Below are 17,495 nucleotides of genomic sequence, written 5' to 3' on the forward strand. Positions count from 1 at the left end.
ATTCCAGTGCCGGCATTTCCCGTTACGGTTACACTTTCGTCGGCTGGAACACCGCCTCTGACGGCAGCGGTTCCTCTTACGCTGAAAACGATCCTGTTGCTTTAACTTCCGCAACTGTTGATTTGTACGCCGTTTGGACTCTCGATTCCGACAATTACGAACTCATTTACCATTCAGGTTTGGGAGCTCCGGAAGAAACATGGACAGTTTCTCCGTTAACAGAAAACCAAAAACACCAACTTCTCAACGAATTCGATGTCGGTTTCTCAAATCCCAACCACATCTTAATCGGCTGGTCAACTGACTTGCTTGCAGCACAAGTAGATCACCTCATAGGCAGCATCTTCATAATGCCCGCAAACAACGTAGATCTCTACGCCGTCTGGGGAGCCGCAACCTACACCTATTCAATTGAATACTATCCCAACGGCGCCGATACCCCCTCCGGAAAACCCGGCACACCGGCAATTGAATATTTCGAAAATGGCAACGGAGTTTCACTTAAACTTCCGTCAGAATTAGGATTTGAAAAAGCAGGTTATGTAATTGCAGGCTGGGCTGGTACTGAAAATGGTCAGATTGGTTATGATACAACAGCTTCTGTGAGCCCTGCGACACCTTCTTTGAAGCTTTATGCCGTTTGGGGCGTCAAAACAGAAGGCGATCACACCGTAACTTATGATGCCGGCGGCAAAACGATTGAATCCGACGGAGATCAACTTCCCCAATCAAGCAAATTCGATGAAGACGGCCATGTTGATGTTCCTGACGGATCCGGAATGATTGTTGAAAGCTACAAATTTGCAGGTTGGAAATCTAATAAGCCTGTTGAAGTTGAAGGTGATTTGTTGACTGATACATTTATCGGCGACGGCACAGAATTCTTCTATATGCCTGCCAGCGATGTCACATTAACAGCTCAATGGACTGAAGATAACGGTCCGTATTATGTCGAATACGACGGCAACGGCTACACCGGTTTTGACATTCCCGAAGATTTGGACGATTACGTATACAAAGAAAAAGTCATTGTCAAATCTTCACACGGAATGGATTACGAAGGTTACACCTTCAAAAACTGGAACACCAAAGCAGACGGAACCGGAACATCTTACAAAGCCGGCGACACTTTCAGAATCACTGAAGACACAACGCTTTACGCCCAATGGCACAAAGCAGAAAGTTCCGGCGGAGGCAGCGGTTCCGGAACCGGCGGCGCAACAGTCGTTGACCCGACACCTTCGCCCGGTCCCGGCCCTGATCCCGAACCTGAGCCCGGCCCCGGTCCGGAACCCGAACCGCCGGCCGAGCCGAACAAAGCAATGATTTACCTGATTTATCTCATTGCAGCCGCAGTCTTTGTCTTCCTTTACAGAAGAGAAGACGAAATTGACAAAGACTTTGCAGAAAATACAGAAAATGCAGAAGAAATGTAAGTCCGTTGAATAACGGATTTCATTTCCTTTAATTTTTTAAAAACGAATCAGTCGGCAGCAAATTTTTCAAATCATTCATTCAAACAATCCTCGTTTTTGAAAATTCCCCGGCCGCATTTTTCGAGGCTGCTGCCCGCGCGCGAGCCGCACAAATTTAAAAAAGTAAAAAAATTTCAGATTCCTTTACATGAAATCTGTCAATGACGTCTTCTTAATCTTATGATTCTCAAACGTCTGAATAATGTCCTGCTCCAAAAGCTCAATCCGTTCCAGCGTGTATTCCGACACATGATACTTAATCGCGACTTCTTTGGAAACTTCCACATATTTCCGGACCGCGCCCTCGTGGACCGTTAAAATAATGTTTCCGCCGCCGCATTTCGGGCACGTTCCCGTCAAAGGCGGACGCCGGTATTTTGCCTCACATTTAATGCAGCGGAAAGTCTGTTTGGAAAAAGCGCGCAGATTGCCCATAATGTCCGGCAGGAAATGCGATTTTAAAACAAGTTCCGCGACATTTGACTCATCCACCGCGCGAATCTTTTCGGCCAGCTGAAGCTGCGCTTCCATCTTGTCCGTCATCGAATCAAGCGTCTTGTACGCCGAAAACGCGGGGCCTTTCGCAATATCCGTTGTGTCATGCGTAAACATGAAATTCTCATACTGGTCCGGCGTCTTCAAACGGCCGCTGACCAAATCCATTTTCTTTGAAATTTCCGCCGGATTTTTGTACTCTTCCGTCGCCAAATAAAACTCGTGCGGGTAGCGGGCACACATGTCGATGTTATGCGCTTCCTTATCAATTTCATTCGGATCGATCCGAATTGTCAGAACGAGCGGCGCATCCATTTGGCCGCCGCGCTTGTCCGGCAAGTATTCGCGCGAAAAATTCAGCATTCCGTCCAAGAGCAGCATCACACAGTCTTCGTCCCCGTCACAGTTCCGGCGCTTTGAAGCGTGGAAGTACGGGTGTGCAAAGCCGACAGATGCCTTTGTAAAACCGACCAGACGGCCCAAAACACCGGCGGACGTGTGCGGCGCAAGGCCGATGACCATCACGCCCAGCATATCATTGACCGTTTTGCAATTATAATACGGCTCAACCCCGTAATACCGTTTCAGAAGGTCGTCGACATACTGCGTCGTCTTTAACAGATATTCGGCACAGTCAACGGAAACAATCAAATCCTGAACAAATAAGCAGACAACCTGATCGTCCGAAACCAAATTCTTGCCGTAAATATCTTTTTCATAACCCAGCTTTTTCAAATCTTCCGCCGTAATCCCGAGCTCGTCGGCGCGGATGTGTGTGAGCGGAATGTCCGACATATCGTAGCGGACCGTTCCGTCCTTGAAAATATAAACTTCATGAAGCGCGCGCAAAATGCCTTTTTCAAGCGGCTCGGGCGTTTTGGCCCGGCTCATCAGTTCTTTGACGCCTTTAATCAAATCAAAATTGTCGCGCACGCCCAAACGCTCAATCGCTTCCTTATAGACCGACCGGAATTCGATTGCAATCTTGCGGCCGCCCATCGTCGGCTTTTCACATTTCGGGCATTTCGAATCGGACGTTTCAATCGAACAGCGCGGGCAGAACAGCCGCTCAATCGTAAATTCGCCGCAGCCGCAGCGCCATTTGTGCGTTTCGCGCCCGCAGCGCGGACAGACGCGCATCCCGATTTTAATTTCAAATTTGCCGGTTTTGGCGTTCATATCTTCCCGATATTCGGAAGCGTTCACCAGGTTTCTCGTCTTTCCGCCATGCTCGCCGATCGGGAACAAAACTTGAGCCGCCGGCGACATTTTTCGAAGCGCCGATTTCTCGGGCCGTCCCATACGCGCGCCGATTCTCGAAGGCGCGCGGGGTTTGACAGTCATTTTTGAAATCCGGCACACCGCATCAACCGCCGTTTCAATACCGGCCGATTTGATTTCTTCCGCCGTCCAGAATTTCTGAATCGCGCCGCCCGCCCCGACCGTTAAGCCGAGCGATTTCAGAATATGAGTCGGCGGGGCGATTAAAATCATTTTTTCATCGCCGATTTCCCGAACAATATGCAGAATTAAAATATTTTCAAGACGGCTTTTCATTCCGTTCTTCAGCGCCGTTTCGTACGGGAGCGCCAAATACTGCTTTTCTTCGATTTGGTTCTCATCGCCTTGGTTCTCATCGCCTTGGTTCTCATCGCCTTGGTTCTCTTCGCTGTCTTTTTCCGTGTCCGTATAATTGATCAGTTTACCGCTTTCGGCAATAAATGCCGCCAGCTCATCCAGTTCTTCGATATACAGATCATGCCATAAATAATTGAAATCAGGGTGAAGCGGAATGCCGTTTTCGGCAAACCGAAGCGCATCTTCTTCAGAAATATGCTCCAGTTTTTTAATGTCGGCGGGATTTTGGAAATGCTTTTCGTCAAGCTTTTTCTCGTTCTTTAAACGATTGTACTCGTTTTCGTAATCGTAAAGCCACCATTCAAAACAATAAGGCGACGGCATCAGCTGGTGATTGTTTTCCAAAAAGTCGCCGAAGTTGAACAAAATTTCGCCGACATCAATGATATAATCAATATCGGGTTTAATCAAAAGTGCTGTTTTTTCATCGTCGGCGCGAATCACGTCGCCGTTTTTCAGGCGGACGGTCGGCCCTTCAATCGAGTCGACGGCAGCCATTCCCGCGGCTTTTCCGGGTCTTTCCACTTTCAGCTGCGTTCCGTTCGTAATGAAATCGCCGAGAATAAACATAGAAGACGGGTTAATGCCGGCCGCGGCAAACGATGTGTTCCGAGAACGGCCGTATCTTAAACGAAATCCGCCTTCTCTTGACGGGTGTGAAAAAAGCGGCCGGCCGGCAATCAAATCCTGAATGTATTTGGTTTTGGGCTTAATCTTCAGCGTCACGGATCCGGGGCGGCCGGCAGCGGCAGGCGTGTCGTCGCCGCCTTTCTTCTCTTCCGTCTTCGTTCCGGCAATCAGCTTGTCTAAAAATTCCCATCCGTCCATTTTCAAATTGTCAACGTGCTTCTTCACCTTCGGCGCTTTCAAAATCATGCCTTCGGCAATCACAAGCGCCATACCGCCGCGAAGACGGTTTCCGGGAATTTCAGGCATGTTTCTGTACCCTTCCACTTCCGCTTCTTCCGTCGCGTCGCCGTCAACGCAGACCGGACAATTCTCGACGATAAGACGGATTTCATCGTCCGTCGGCGAATACTGAAGCGATGCGGTCCGCTTGTAAATCCGAATCTCTTCGGCATAGCGCTCCACCAGCTCTTTGCGCGGCTTAAAACGGTCCAGTCCCATGCTGCGGCGCACATAGTCGCCGACCAAAACAGAAAGTGCCTGCGCGGTTCCGCCGGCGCTTCGAATCGGGCCCGAATAATAAATTCTCAAATATTCCGTTCCGTCATTGTTTTTATCAATCTTGACTTCGGCAATCCCTTCAATGGGCGCCGCAACGACGCCTTCCGTAATGACCGCCATCGACACGCGGATTGCGGCATCGACAGCTGCTTCCCTGTTTTTGAAATTGCCGACTTTTCCGTCCGCAATTTCCTTGCCGATCTGAAGCGCGGCTTCTTCACGATTTTTGCCTTCCTCTTCGATTTCTCTTATACGGGCGGCAACACCTTTGACGCCGATTAAATTTTCGACACGGTCCGCCAAGTCTTTGGCAAGCGGAATTTCCACATTCGGGTGCGGGTCTTCTCCGCGGGCGCGGGCAATATTTGCAATCTCCATTTCTTTGTGCAGCTTTTCCTCAAGTCCTGCGAAATATTTCTGCATGAAGTCGCTTTGCGCCGGTTTTTTTTCCATTCTTTTGACCCGTCATTTCAATGAAAAATCATCTTGAAAATCAAGACATAATAAAGATAAATTGAAAAATGAATTAAAAAATTATTGAAAAATGAATTGAAAATTAAAACTTAAAGTTTAAAAATTTAATTTTAAGCTTTTCTCATCTTGTTGGCCATCATAAGCTGGAAAACGATGGTCAGAACAATGATAAAAGCGCCGGCAAAAACCAAACCCTGGCCGATTTTTGTCATCAACGGGCTGAGGTCCAAAATCATCAAAAGAAAACCGCCGACAACAATCACCAAATTGATGATATTAATTGTCTTAACCGTCTCATTGATTTGTTTTCCTTGCGATCTGCTTTTTACTCTTGCTTTTTTTTCGGCATTCATTCTATTTCCCCCAAACATTCTTTAATAGCTGATATATCCAGCCCGCCTTCTCTTAAAATTTTCGGCGGTGTCATTGTTAAGTCAATAATTGTTGACGGTTTTTGAAATTTTGTTTCGCCGCCGTCAACGAGAACATCAATTTTTCCGTTCAAATCCGAAAACACGTCCTCCGCGCTTTTCGGCTCTCTGCTGTCCGACAAATTCGCGCTCGGACATGCCAGCGGCCCGGCCCGCCTGACGATTTCAAGCGCTGCCGGATGTGCCGGGACGCGCAGTCCGACCGTTTGCTTTCCGCCCGTCACGCTGTCCGGAATGTCTTTTCTTTTCTTTAAAATAATTGTCAGCGGCCCCGGCCAAAACCGGGCGGCAAGCAATTGCGCTTCTTTCGGGATGTCTTCTGCAATTTTTTCCATTTCTTCCGCCGATGAAATCAATATGCTGAGCGGTTTATCGGAAGGCCTGCCTTTTGCCCGATAGATGCTTAACACAGCATTTTCGTCTGAAATACAGGCGCCCAGTCCGTAAACTGTTTCCGTCGGAAACGCGGCGGTTTTTCCGGATTTCAAAGCGTCGGCTGCCGCAGTGACGGCCGTCTCAAAATCTTCCAAAGAATACACTTCGGTTTCCGGCATAAAATCCCGCCAAAAAAAGAATTTACCGGCTTAAAGGCCGGTACCGTATCTTAAAACGGCAACAATGCCGCCGAAAGCGGACATCAGCTGGTTGCCTTCATCAAAGTCTGTTGAAATAAAGTGAACGACGGCATTGGATTTGTCGGCCATTTCCGACAGCTCGTCAACAACGTCTCGAATTTCAACATCGGCCAATTCCGCGCCGCATTTGGAACAATTGCCCAAATTCGGGATGTGTTCGCCGGGACGCCAGGTGCGTGTTTTTTGGTTCAGTTCGCCGCAGTTCTGACAGGTCGCCGTCATTCTTTCCGCTCTTAAGTCTTCGGAAAGAATCAGCATTTCAACGGCGTTGATTTCCAAGTTCGCGCGAACGCTTTTTTCACCGTAGGACGCGCGTCCGGATTCGGCAATCAATTCTTTGAAGAATTGCTTCATGATGTTTTTCTGCTCCATCAGCTCCAAATCCGTGAGCTTATCGGCAGCGGCATTCACAAGTTCGTGAAGGCCGGATTCATCCGTGTAAGCGACATCGAAAAGACCGATAATCTTTTTCGTGAGTTCGTGGTGGAAAAATTCCCCGTCATAAAACTCTTCTTTTGTCGGGGACGGGCCGCCGATTAAGATGCCTTTGAGTTCCTTCGGCTCAACCGTCAGAAAAATTTCACTGGCCGCGTCGCCGATTCTTTTGTAGAAATCGTGAATCGCAATCAATCTCAAACTTTGGAAACGCTGGGCACTTTGACCGCCTTTGCGCTGTTTGCCGGGAACGGTGGATGTCAGTCTTCGGTGTGATTCGATTTTTTTGCCGACAAGCGTTCCGATTGTGGCTTCTCTTCTGTCCATCACAAGAAGGCCGAACGTTCCTTTTTCTTTGAGCATATATTCCAAAGGCTCTAAGAAAAATTCGGAATTGCAGTGGTATTTGTATGTGATAATCGGTTCGGGCGGATTAATCACGTAACTTTCCATGCTGGTTTTGTTGGCGCCGATGTCAACGGCACCCGTAAAATACACGATGCCGTTTGCAGGCACTTTGTCCAAATATCTGAGTTTTGCAAGAAGCGAGTCAATCGCGCCTTGAACATTTGTTTTTGTCAATTTGGATTTGATGTTTGAGGCTTGGCTGTGCTCTTCTCTTAAGTCTGCCGCGACATCCGATATTTGTTTGTCGGGGGGAATGTAAAGTGAGACCAGTTCCGTGCTTCTGCCTTTTTTGTCGCGGAGGATCTCAAGCGTTTTTTTAAATTCGTATTTGTCATGTGCTGACGTTTCTGCCATAATAAATATACTCCGATAATTCAATAATTTTTAAAAGAATAAAAATAAAATAATCAACAGTTGTCATTCGATTCAATTTTCCTTTGGCAGCTTCCGCCGATCAATTCTCCAATCAATTCTTTGATCAGCTCTTTGATCCGTTTTCCGATCCTTTTTTGATCGGTCCTCTGATCAGCCGCCCTGAATCTGTCAACCGTTTCTGAAATAATTTTGCGCCATAATTCTCAATTTGTTTCTTTTGAATTTGAAACTTAAAAGAACTCATAAATTATAAACTAATCTCATAAAACGAGAAATTAAATTATTTTCGTTTTTATTGTTCAAAACAAAAAACTGTTAAAATAAGTACGCCCCGACTGAGATTCGAACTCAGGTCGAAAGCTCCGGAGGCTCTCAGGATATCCGCTACCCTATCGGGGCTTTTTGTTTTATTTATTTTTAATTATTTATCGATAATTCGATAATACGAACAAAAATGCGCTTTTTTTATTTATTGTTTTACGGACTGTGTTCGAAAGTTTTCCGTTTTTAATTTGACTTCAGTCTTGACTTTCAGTTTTTAATTTTCGTTTATTTAAATAACACATTCACATAAAACAAAAAAGGCGGTCATTTTTTAAAAACGACCGCCGTCTTTTTTTCAGCGTCCCGACTGAGACTCGAACTCAGGTCGAAAGCTCCGCAGGCTTCCAGGATATCCACTACCCTATCAGGACACGCTGAGAAGTATGAATAGGTCATCTGGAATATAAACCTTATTATCGGAACAAACTCAACGCGTCAAACCCGAATGATTGAACTGAAAGAATGAAATCATTGAGTTGAAGATTGAATTAATTGAAACTGAAAGAATGAAATCATTGAGTTGAAGATTGAATTAATTGAAACTGAAAATTGAATTGATTGAAACTGAATATTGAATTAATTGAAACTGAAAATTGAATAAATCGAGCCGAAAATAAAATAATCAAATCAAAAATTGAATGATTTTCGCCGAAAATTGAAAAATGAATGTTTTCGCCGAAAAATAAAAATGACTGCAAAGGATTGAATTTACCCTTCGTCCAAAATAATTTCTGCCGGATCGCTCGGGTCGGGATACATTTTGACCAGCATCTTGTAGCAGGATTTGAGAATAATTTTGCAGAAAATGTATATCGGGACGGCGAAAATCAATCCGAAAACGCCGGCAAGTTTCAGGCCGGCAAGCGTTAAAATAACGGCCGTAAACGAGCTCACCTTTACGGTTTTCATGACCATGTTCGGCAAGATGAAGAAGTAATCAAAGAGCTGAATCACGGTGATTATGCCGATTGCGGAAAACATGATTTCCGTTCCGAGCGTATAGGCGTAAACAGTCACGGGAATTGCCGGGAGCGCAAATCCGACATACGGGACGAAGTTGAACAGGCCGATTAAAACGCCTGCAAGCAGCCAATGCGGAAGACCGATCACATAGAATCCGGCGCAGTAAAGGAATGTGATGATGACAATTTCAATCACTTTCATAATCGTAAAAGCACCCATGTCATTAACGATATTCTGCATTGCAAATCCGACGGTCTCTTTGTATTTTTCGGGAACCATCGCAATGAATTTGCTGCGTATATTTCCTCTGTCTTTGAAATAATAGCCCGCCATAATCGGAATAATCAAACAGGCCGCAAATATTGTTGATCCGATAAAAGATAACGTCTCGGTGGTCGAACTCATCAGACCGCTTCCGGCCGTCAGTACGGATTGGATCAGATTTGTCGCGCTTAAGTCAAATGAAAACAAAAGCGGCACAGAACTGTTCGAAGCATCGGAAGTGTTTGTTGTATTATTCTGTGAGTCATTTGCCGGCGTCGGCGGCGGTCCGGCTCCCGTGTCTGATCCGCTGCCGGAATTATTTATTCCGTTTTCCTGAAATTCCCTGTCCAGGAAAGTTTCATTGAATGAAATGTTTGTCAAATTTTCTGCCATGTCTTCGGCTGTTTCGTTGTATTGTCCGGTAAAATCTTCCAATGTTTCAATGACCGTGCTGACATTGTTTACAAGATGAACCGCTCCTGAAAAAAGCAGCAGTACCGCAATAAGAATCACTGATACGGAACTGATTACGGCAATCACTTTTCGTTCTTTTGCCGAATACTTTTGAGTTGCCTTCGAAAACATGTCGACGATTTTGCTCAGCGAAACCGTCACTAAAACACCCAGCACCAGCGCGATAAAAACAGGCTTAATGTAAAAGAGAAACGCAATCACTATAAAAAGAAGCGCAGTGACAACAGCCATATACTGCCACACTTTTTTATTTATTGACAATCCCATTTGAATCTCCGGCCTGTAATAATTATCAATTATCTGTTTTTATTCATTTTCCGTTTTGTTAATTATCCGTTTTGCTCATTTTCCGTTTTGTTAATTTAATGCGAGTAGGTTGTTTTTCTTATTATAGTTTTCATTCAATTCCATTTATAATTTTCACTCATTTTGTTCGATTTATTTGTTTTTGCTGATATTTTCCGGTTCATTTTCATTTTTTTATGTTTTGCTCTGTTTTCCCGTAAAAACTTTAAATCATTGCAGTCCCTATTCATCTCTTATGTCAATGACTTTAGGGCTTGCGGGAAAACCAAACGCCGGCAAATCTACATTTTTTAAATCCGTCACCATGGCGGACGTTGAGATCGCGAATTATCCTTTTACGACCATTCATGCCAATCACGGTGTCGCGTACATTCAAACGCCGTGCCCGTGCACGGAAAGGGAAACACGCTGCGGCAAATGCAAAGACGGCATCCGTTACGTTCCGATCGACATCATTGATGTGGCCGGATTGGTGCCGGACGCGCACAAAGGAAAAGGCCTCGGCAATTCGTTCCTGGACGACTTAAGGCAGGCGCAGGCCATCATTCACGTGGTGGACGCCTCCGCTTCAACCGACGCGGAAGGCAATCCGATTGACCCCGGATCCGGAAATCCGGCGGCGGACATTGAGTTTTTGGATTACGAACTTGAAATGTGGATGTTTGAAATTCTAAACCGCAATTGGTCAAAACTTTCCCGGAAAATCCGCGCGGAAGGCCTTAAAACGGAAGAAGCTGTCGCCGATCAGCTCAGCGGCGCGGGCGTCACAATCGAGCATGCCAACTATGCCCTGCACGACACCGATTTGTATTCAAGCGATCCGGCCAAATGGACGGAAGACGAGATGATTCGCTTGTGCAGAAGCATCCGAAAAGAAAGCAAGCCGATGATTATTGCGGCAAACAAGTTTGACGCGCTTGAAGGATCCGGCATCTCATTGGTCGAAGCAGACGACAAAACAATTATTCCGACAAGCGCCGCGGCAGAACTTGCGCTGAAATCCGCCTCCAAAGCGGGCGTTATTCAATATACGCCGGGAGACGGCGGCTTTGAAGTCGCAGGCGAAATCAGTCCCGCGCAGGAAAAAGGTCTCAACGCCGTGAAGCATTTGCTTGACGCGCACGGAAGCACAGGCGTTCAGGAGTGCGTTAACCGCGCGGTTTTCGAACTTTTGGATATGATTGTGGTCTATCCGGTCGAAGACGAAGGCAAGTGGACGAACAAAACCGGCGACATGCTGCCGGACGCTTATCTGATGAAGCGCGGCTCAACCTGCAAAGATTTGGCTTACAAAATTCACTCCGACATCGGCGATCATTTCCTGTACGCCGTTGACGCGCGGACCAAAATGCGCCTTGCGGAAAAGCATGAACTTCAGAACGGCGATGTGATTAAAATCGTTTCAACGGCAAAATAATTCCGGCAGCCGGCGAATTTCAGCAACAATGATTTCGGCGATCAATCATGAAAACGGAAAATGAAACCCCTCTTAAAACGCTTCTGCTGATCTTGAATGAAAGCGATCTCCTTGACAACGGAAGCATTGAAAATTTGTTTTCCCGTTTTTCCGTTATTGAAAACGAAGGCGTTTTGAATTTGATTGTTTACATCGATTTCTTAAAAACAATGGATACCGGCAAAAAAGCGTCTTTAATCCGAAATTTAAAAGAACGAATTCTGGCTGTTTCAAAATCAAAAGATTTCCAATTTGATCCAAATCGTTTTGCCGTCATTGAAAATTATGACGATTCCAATACATTTCCGAATCCCGGTTCATTTCCGGATTCCGATTCATTTCCCGATTCAGAATCATTTTTGAAATCCGGCCGATTCTCGGCTCTTTTTGTTTTAGGACTCGGCGGGCGGGATGAATTGAAATTGATTCTTTCCGATTTTGTTGAAAAATGCCGAAAAAACGAAGCCGGTTCCGATGAAATGACTTCCGAATATCTTTCAAATCAATTGAAGCTGCCGTCTGAACCGGATTTTGTAATATCACACACCAAAAATACGCTGACGGATTTCATGCTTTGGCAGACCGTTTATTCCGAATATTATTTCTTTGAAAAAGATATTCGGCGCCTGACGGACGCGGATTTTAAAAAAGCTTTTGACAGTTTTTATAAAAGAGAACGCCGCTACGGTGTTTAAGTGAACGGTGAATTGTGAACGGCAACGGCGAATTGTGATTTGTGAACGGTGAATTGTAAATGGTGAATTGTAAACGGGAATTGTAAACGGTGATTATCATGTCTTATTATGTTTTTGTCTGTCCCAAATGTCAGTCTCAGGCTCAGCTGTGGCAGCCCGGATCAAAGACGGCCGCCTGTCAAAAATGCAATGCCAAGCTCCAAACGGACAGTCTGCGCGTTTTCGGACCTTTTGAAACGCACGCCGAAGCGGTTGAAAAACGCTCTTCTCTTCAGGCCGAACTCAGCCAAACGCCCGGTTCGTTTTCAGAATCCGCATTGGCCGTTCCCGTTGACAAAGAAGTTTTGATGAATCCGCCGAAAGTTAAAAAGCCGCAGCAGATAATTCTCGACATTCTCAAAGAAAACGGCACAATGATTGTTGCCGATTGTGAATTTTACTGTGCCGAGCGCGGCGTTGACGGCGACACTTTTCATAAAATTCTTGAAAAATTAATTGCGGCCGGTGAAATTTATCGGCCGGATAAAGGATTAATTGCGCTTGTTTGAACGCATATCTGAATTATTCGTCCAGCGGTTTTCTGCCTGTAAACGGACTGAACACAGTCATGCTCGGGCTTTTTTCAGAATAGTCAATTCCCGTTGCATTCCGTTTAATTTCTTTATTTTCTTGAGAAGTTTCAACAGTGTTTTTATTTTTTCTTTTAAACATGTTAATTCACCCGCTTTATTCATTTTTGACAAGAAGTGTTTCCCCCGTCATCTCTTCCGGAATTTTCATTCCCATGATTTGAAGAAGCGTCGGCGCAATATCACAAAGTCGTCCGCCGTCTCTTAAGATCATTTTCGGCTTTCCGTTCTCATCCAAATTATTATTGTCGACGTAAATCATTTTTACGGGATTGGTGGTATGCGCCGTGCAGGGCGAGCCGTCCGCTTCTTCCATCTGTTCCGCATTTCCGTGGTCGGCCGTAATGAACAAAGCGCCTCCCGCAGCAAGCACTTTTTCCGACAGCTTTCCGACACAAACGTCCACCGCTTCGACAGCCGCTTTTGCAGCGCTCAGATCGCCGGTGTGTCCGACCATGTCCATGTTGGCGAAGTTGAGAACAATAAAATCATATTTGTCTTCGTCAATTTTCTCAATTAAGGCGTCGGTCACTTCATAAGCACTCATTTCGGGTTTTAAATCGTACGTCGCAACTTTCGGGGACGGAATTAAAACGCGGTCTTCATTCCTGTTCGGTTCTTCAACACCGCCGTTAAAGAAAAACGTCACATGTGCGTATTTTTCGGTTTCGGCAATCCGAAGCTGGTTTTTGCCGTTTGCCGCCAAATATTCGCCGATTGTGTTTTTCAAATCTTTCGGGGGATATGCAATCGGAACATCCGATTCTTCATCGTACTGCGTCATGCAGACAAAATACGTTTTCGGGAAAACTTTTCTTTGAAATCCGACCTTTGAATCAGTTTCGGTAAACGCGTAAGTCAGCTGGCGCGCGCGGTCCGGCCGGAAATTAAAGAAAATAACAGAGTCGCCGTCTCCGACAAATCCGATTCTTTTTCCCGAATCGTCCGTTAAGACAATCGGTTTGACAAATTCGTCCGTCTCGCCTTTTTCAAAAGAAGCCGAAAGCGCCTTTTCCCAAGAGTTTGTTAAAGTAATATCCGAATCAACCGACTCATCCAACTCTTTTTTCAAATCATCCGGATTTTCAAGCGTTAAAGCATCATATGCTTTTTCAGTCCGGTCCCACCGTTTGTCACGGTCCATGGCATAATATCGGCCGATGACGGCCGCAAGTTTTCCGGCCTTTTCTTCGTTCATAAACGCTTCAAGATCTTTGAGATCATTCATCGCCGACTTCGGCGGAACATCCCTGCCGTCCAAAAAAGCATGAACATAAATGCGGTCCAAACCTTCTTTTTTTGCCAGCATCAACAGCGCTTTCAAATGATTCATATGACTGTGAACGCCGCCGTAAGAAACCAATCCCATTAAATGAAGTGCTTTCCCGCTTTCCTTTGCCGCCGTTACCGCCTGAAGAAGCGCCGGATTCTGATAAAACGTTTCATCTTCGATTTCTTTGTTAATCAGCGTCAAATCCTGATACACAATCCGGCCGGCGCCCATATTCAAATGCCCGACTTCGGAATTTCCCATCTGTCCGTCGGGAAGCCCGACATCCGTTCCCGAAGTTGCGCCGAGCGCCGTCGGATAAGTTTTTTCAAGACGGTCCAGATTCGGCGTGCCGGCTTCAAAAACAGCATTTCCGCAAGTGTCGGGATTCCAGCCCCACCCGTCTAAAATCATTAAAAGAAGAGGTTTTTTAGAAAAATTTGTTTTTTGTTCATTGTTCATGAAAGGTAAAAAGAAAAGAAATGATTAATATTTTTGCTTAGTCATGGGGATTTGATTCGGAACAGAGAAACGTCTTCCGAATCCTCGGATTTTTCCGATTCGGCATCTTCTTGAGCTTTTTGTTCTTTTAAATTTTGTTCTCTGAGATATTTTTCAAGTATTTTGATTTGTTTATCTATATTTTCTTCTGCAAGTTTTGCCTTTCGTTAAACTGAAGCCGCCGTATATTTTTCATTCATTTTTTCTTCAACTTTCAACGCTTTCAATTGTTTGTAAATGATCCAGGCGGCAACGGCGCTGACGATAAAGTCCGGCAGCGGATACGCAATCCAAACGCCGATCAGTCCCAAGAAATACGGAATAATCATAATGATCGGCAGCATGACCACTTGGCGGGCGATTGCCAATATGAAAGAAGCGCGTGCTTTTCCGAGTGCCTGCATAAAGGCCGATCCGATCATCTGCAGCGAAACGACCGGCAGACAGATGTCGGCAATCCAATAGGCAATGACCGCGCCTTTCACGAGTTCGGGATCGTTCGGAATAAAGAACGTGAAAATCTGTCCTGCAAAAACATATGTGACAATCATTAAAAAAGTTGTAATCGCCGTTGCCCATATGAGTGCGGTTTTGAGAATTTTGCGGACGCGGTCATAATTTTTAGCGCCGTAATTGTAGCCGGTTAAAGGAATCATTCCCTGAACAATGCCGAGCATCGGAATGATTGCAAAACCGTAAATGCGGTTAATCAGCCCGTAAACGGCAACATCGGAATCGGTGCCGTAAATATTCAAATTCCAAACCATTACAATCAGCGTAAATACGAGCGCTCCCTCGCGCAAAAATTCGGAAATGCCGATTTTTCCGATTTCTTTGTAAACGGAAAGTTTTGCACTGATCCAACGAATGCTGAAATTGAGTTTGCTGACTTTGTACAGATAGAAAATCAATATCAAGACATTCAGCATTTGAGAGATGACTGTTGCAATCGCAGCTCCCTGAACACCCCATCCGAATTCAAAAATGAAAATATAATCTAAAACAACATTTGTCAGGCTTGAGAAAATATACATGCACATCGAATAAACGGAATTGCCTTCCGCCATCACAATGGCATTAATCGTAATCGTCACAATCTGAAAAACACAGCAGAGAATAATCCAAAACATATAGTCGTGCGCGAACGGAAGCGTCGTTTCGGTTGCGCCGAATATCATTAAAATCGGGTCCAAAAAGACCAAACCTAAAATCGTACAAATAATGCTGACGGCAATTGCCATTGAAATCATGTTGCCGACGCCTTTTTTGACCAGTTCTTTATTGCCCGAGCCGAAACCGCGCGAAATGTAAGAGGAACCGCCGACGGCAACGCCTGATCCGGCGCAAATCAAAAGATGGAAGACCGGGAATGCAATGGCGAGCGCCGCAAGGGCGACAACGCCGTCATCACCGAGACCGCGGCCGACAAATGCGGAATCCACAAGACCGTAAAGCGTCTGAATCACCAAACTGATAATTGCGGGCGCCGCCAGCCGGGCCAAAGCTTTGTTGATGCTTTCGGTCCCCATCAGATTGTGTTTATCAGACATTTCGCTCCTCTCTCTTATTTGACATTTTCCGCTCTTTAATTAATTTGGCATTTTCTGCTCTCTTATTTGGCATTTTTTTGTTTTTTCAGCAGGCTGCTGCTTTTTCATGTTCATATTTCTCATGAAGTTTTTCTTCTTTTTTCAGCGATTTCAGCTGCCGCCGGACAAACCAGAATGTAATTGCGGTTGCAATAACATCTGCAATCGGGAATGCGACCCAGACGCCCATCAGTCCCATGAAATACGGAATGATTGCCAGCACCGGAATGATTGAAAACTGCCGGATGAGCGCTAAAATGAAAGAAGCGCGGGCTTGGCCGAGCGCCTGCATGAAAGCGGAGCCGACGATTTGAAACGCGACAACCGGAATGCTGATGTCGGCAATCCAGTAGGCGATGACGGCTTCATCAATCAGGGAAGCGTCGGTGATGAACAGGGAGAAGAGTTCGGCCGTGAAAATATAGGTCAGCGCGCCGAGGATGAACGAAATTGTAATTGCCCAAATCGATGCGGTTTTCAAAATTTTCCGGACACGTTCATAATTTTTCGCGCCGTAATTGTAACCGGTCAGCGGAATCATTCCCTGAACAACGCCCATTGCGGGAATAATCACGAATCCGAAAATGCGGTTGATTAAACCGTAAATCGCAACGGAAGAGTCATCGCCGTAAAGGTTGACATTGAAAATGACGATGATAAACATAATCGCAAGCGATCCTTCGCGGAGGAATTCCGATATGCCGACTTTTCCGATTCCGAAAAAGGCGGATTTGTCAAATTTCAGCCATTTCAGGCCGAAGTCAAGTTTGCTGATTTTGTAAAGATAAAAGATCAGAATGACAACGCTCAGTATTTGGGACATAATTGTTGCAATTGCAGCGCCCTGAATGCCCCAGCCGAATTCAAAAATGAAAACGTAGTCTAAAATGATGTTTGTGATACTGGAAACGGTGTACATGCCCATAGAGTAGAACGAATTGCCTTCAGCCATCACAATTGCGTTAATGGTGACCGTCAAAATTTGAAAAGTGCAGCCGAGAATAATCCAGTACATATAATCGTAAGCAAACGGGAGATTCGATTCCGTTGCACCGAAGACGATCAAAATCGGTTTTAAAAAGACAAGGCCGAGGACGGTACAAATGATTCCGACGACAAACGCCATAATCAGCATGTTGCCGACGCCTTTTTTGACGCGTTCGGAATCTGCCGCGCCGAATCCGCGGGAGATAAAAGACGAGCCGCCGACGCCGACGCCTGCCGCCGCTGACAGCAGCAAGTGCGACACCGGAAACGCGACCGCAAGCGCAGCGAGCCCCAAAACACCGTCGTCGCCGAGTCCGCGTCCGACAAAAACAGAATCAATCAAACCGTAAAGTGTCTGAATGACGAGGCCGATAATTGCCGGCGCCGCCAGCCAAGCCAAAGCTTTGTTGATACTGCCGCTGCCCATCAAGGCGTGTTTGTCAGCCATGTTTTGTAGTCACTGTTCCGGGAATATCTAAAAAT

13 protein-coding genes and 2 tRNA genes are annotated in these 17,495 nt (G+C 45.7%); 4 read left to right on the top strand and 11 right to left on the bottom strand.

The genetic code is table 11. The features are described 5' to 3' along the window. On the top strand, positions 1 to 1,436 hold a 1,436-nt coding region (locus MmiAt1_RS07405; RefSeq protein ID WP_318786252.1), incomplete at its 5' end, for an InlB B-repeat-containing protein. 183 nt (positions 1,437 to 1,619) lie between these two features. Here the strand turns inward: MmiAt1_RS07405 and MmiAt1_RS07410 are convergent. From MmiAt1_RS07410 to MmiAt1_RS07440, 7 genes are all read right to left on the bottom strand, one after another. Next, positions 1,620 to 5,249: a DNA polymerase II large subunit gene (locus MmiAt1_RS07410; RefSeq protein WP_318786253.1), complete on the bottom strand. Its 3,630-nt coding sequence runs from the start codon at positions 5,247 to 5,249 to the stop codon at positions 1,620 to 1,622. A gap of 131 nt (positions 5,250 to 5,380) precedes the next feature. Continuing rightward, positions 5,381 to 5,623 (bottom strand): hypothetical protein, encoded by a 243-nt coding sequence (locus MmiAt1_RS07415; protein ID WP_318786254.1) that lies wholly within the window; start codon positions 5,621 to 5,623, stop codon positions 5,381 to 5,383. Further along, a complete protein-coding gene (locus MmiAt1_RS07420; protein WP_318786255.1) occupies positions 5,620 to 6,255 on the bottom strand; it encodes an L-threonylcarbamoyladenylate synthase in 636 nt (211 codons plus the stop codon). The genes MmiAt1_RS07415 and MmiAt1_RS07420 overlap by 4 nt, the downstream gene beginning before the upstream one ends. A 30-nt stretch (positions 6,256 to 6,285) precedes the next feature. Beyond that, entirely contained in the window at positions 6,286 to 7,533 is a 1,248-nt protein-coding gene (gene prf1 / locus MmiAt1_RS07425; RefSeq protein WP_318786256.1) for a peptide chain release factor aRF-1, read from the bottom strand. Positions 7,534 to 7,881: 348 nt separating this feature from the next. Next, positions 7,882 to 7,953: transfer RNA gene (locus tag MmiAt1_RS07430), tRNA-Arg, on the bottom strand. Positions 7,954 to 8,177: 224 nt separating this feature from the next. After that, positions 8,178 to 8,249, bottom strand: a tRNA-Arg gene (locus tag MmiAt1_RS07435). Positions 8,250 to 8,586: 337 nt separating this feature from the next. Further along, a complete protein-coding gene (locus tag MmiAt1_RS07440; protein ID WP_318786257.1) occupies positions 8,587 to 9,846 on the bottom strand; it encodes an AI-2E family transporter in 1,260 nt (419 codons plus the stop codon). Positions 9,847 to 10,120: 274 nt separating this feature from the next. Between MmiAt1_RS07440 and MmiAt1_RS07445 the strand changes: the two genes are divergently transcribed. From MmiAt1_RS07445 to MmiAt1_RS07455, 3 genes are all read left to right on the top strand, one after another. Continuing rightward, positions 10,121 to 11,302, top strand: a complete 1,182-nt coding sequence (locus MmiAt1_RS07445) for a redox-regulated ATPase YchF (RefSeq protein ID WP_318786258.1) — start codon at positions 10,121 to 10,123, stop codon at positions 11,300 to 11,302. 47 nt (positions 11,303 to 11,349) lie between these two features. Continuing rightward, positions 11,350 to 12,036 (top strand): undecaprenyl diphosphate synthase family protein, encoded by a 687-nt coding sequence (locus tag MmiAt1_RS07450; RefSeq protein ID WP_318786259.1) that lies wholly within the window; start codon positions 11,350 to 11,352, stop codon positions 12,034 to 12,036. Positions 12,037 to 12,134: 98 nt separating this feature from the next. After that, positions 12,135 to 12,584, top strand: coding sequence for a DUF5817 domain-containing protein (locus MmiAt1_RS07455; RefSeq protein WP_318786260.1), 450 nt, complete (start codon positions 12,135 to 12,137; stop codon positions 12,582 to 12,584). Between the two features lie 13 nt (positions 12,585 to 12,597). Here MmiAt1_RS07455 and MmiAt1_RS07460 read toward each other — a convergent pair whose 3' ends face one another. From MmiAt1_RS07460 to MmiAt1_RS07475, 4 genes are all read right to left on the bottom strand, one after another. Next, positions 12,598 to 12,747 (bottom strand): hypothetical protein, encoded by a 150-nt coding sequence (locus tag MmiAt1_RS07460; RefSeq protein WP_318786261.1) that lies wholly within the window; start codon positions 12,745 to 12,747, stop codon positions 12,598 to 12,600. Between the two features lie 15 nt (positions 12,748 to 12,762). Beyond that, positions 12,763 to 14,397, bottom strand: coding sequence for a 2,3-bisphosphoglycerate-independent phosphoglycerate mutase (gene gpmI / locus MmiAt1_RS07465; RefSeq protein WP_318786262.1), 1,635 nt, complete (start codon positions 14,395 to 14,397; stop codon positions 12,763 to 12,765). A 206-nt stretch (positions 14,398 to 14,603) separates the two neighbouring features. Next, entirely contained in the window at positions 14,604 to 15,986 is a 1,383-nt protein-coding gene (locus tag MmiAt1_RS07470; protein ID WP_318786263.1) for an MATE family efflux transporter, read from the bottom strand. Positions 15,987 to 16,071: 85 nt separating this feature from the next. After that, entirely contained in the window at positions 16,072 to 17,460 is a 1,389-nt protein-coding gene (locus MmiAt1_RS07475) for an MATE family efflux transporter (protein ID WP_318786264.1), read from the bottom strand. Positions 17,461 to 17,495: the final 35 nt, after the last annotated feature.

It is taken from the genome of Methanimicrococcus hacksteinii (assembly GCF_032714515.1).
Taxonomy (GTDB): domain Archaea; phylum Halobacteriota; class Methanosarcinia; order Methanosarcinales; family Methanosarcinaceae; genus Methanimicrococcus; species Methanimicrococcus hacksteinii.

What these genes read in the sequence shown, in the direction of transcription:
- MmiAt1_RS07410 (WP_318786253.1), bottom strand. Translation starts at nt 5,249, where the DNA reads ATGGAAAAAAAACCGGCGCAAAGCGACTTCATGCAGAAATATTTCGCA.
- MmiAt1_RS07415 (WP_318786254.1), bottom strand. Translation starts at nt 5,623, where the DNA reads ATGAATGCCGAAAAAAAAGCAAGAGTAAAAAGCAGATCGCAAGGAAAA.
- MmiAt1_RS07420 (WP_318786255.1), bottom strand. Translation starts at nt 6,255, where the DNA reads ATGCCGGAAACCGAAGTGTATTCTTTGGAAGATTTTGAGACGGCCGTC.
- prf1 (WP_318786256.1), bottom strand. Translation starts at nt 7,533, where the DNA reads ATGGCAGAAACGTCAGCACATGACAAATACGAATTTAAAAAAACGCTT.
- MmiAt1_RS07440 (WP_318786257.1), bottom strand. Translation starts at nt 9,846, where the DNA reads ATGGGATTGTCAATAAATAAAAAAGTGTGGCAGTATATGGCTGTTGTC.
- MmiAt1_RS07445 (WP_318786258.1), top strand. Translation starts at nt 10,121, where the DNA reads ATGTCAATGACTTTAGGGCTTGCGGGAAAACCAAACGCCGGCAAATCT.
- MmiAt1_RS07450 (WP_318786259.1), top strand. Translation starts at nt 11,350, where the DNA reads ATGAAAACGGAAAATGAAACCCCTCTTAAAACGCTTCTGCTGATCTTG.
- MmiAt1_RS07455 (WP_318786260.1), top strand. Translation starts at nt 12,135, where the DNA reads ATGTCTTATTATGTTTTTGTCTGTCCCAAATGTCAGTCTCAGGCTCAG.
- MmiAt1_RS07460 (WP_318786261.1), bottom strand. Translation starts at nt 12,747, where the DNA reads ATGTTTAAAAGAAAAAATAAAAACACTGTTGAAACTTCTCAAGAAAAT.
- gpmI (WP_318786262.1), bottom strand. Translation starts at nt 14,397, where the DNA reads ATGAACAATGAACAAAAAACAAATTTTTCTAAAAAACCTCTTCTTTTA.
- MmiAt1_RS07470 (WP_318786263.1), bottom strand. Translation starts at nt 15,986, where the DNA reads ATGTCTGATAAACACAATCTGATGGGGACCGAAAGCATCAACAAAGCT.
- MmiAt1_RS07475 (WP_318786264.1), bottom strand. Translation starts at nt 17,460, where the DNA reads ATGGCTGACAAACACGCCTTGATGGGCAGCGGCAGTATCAACAAAGCT.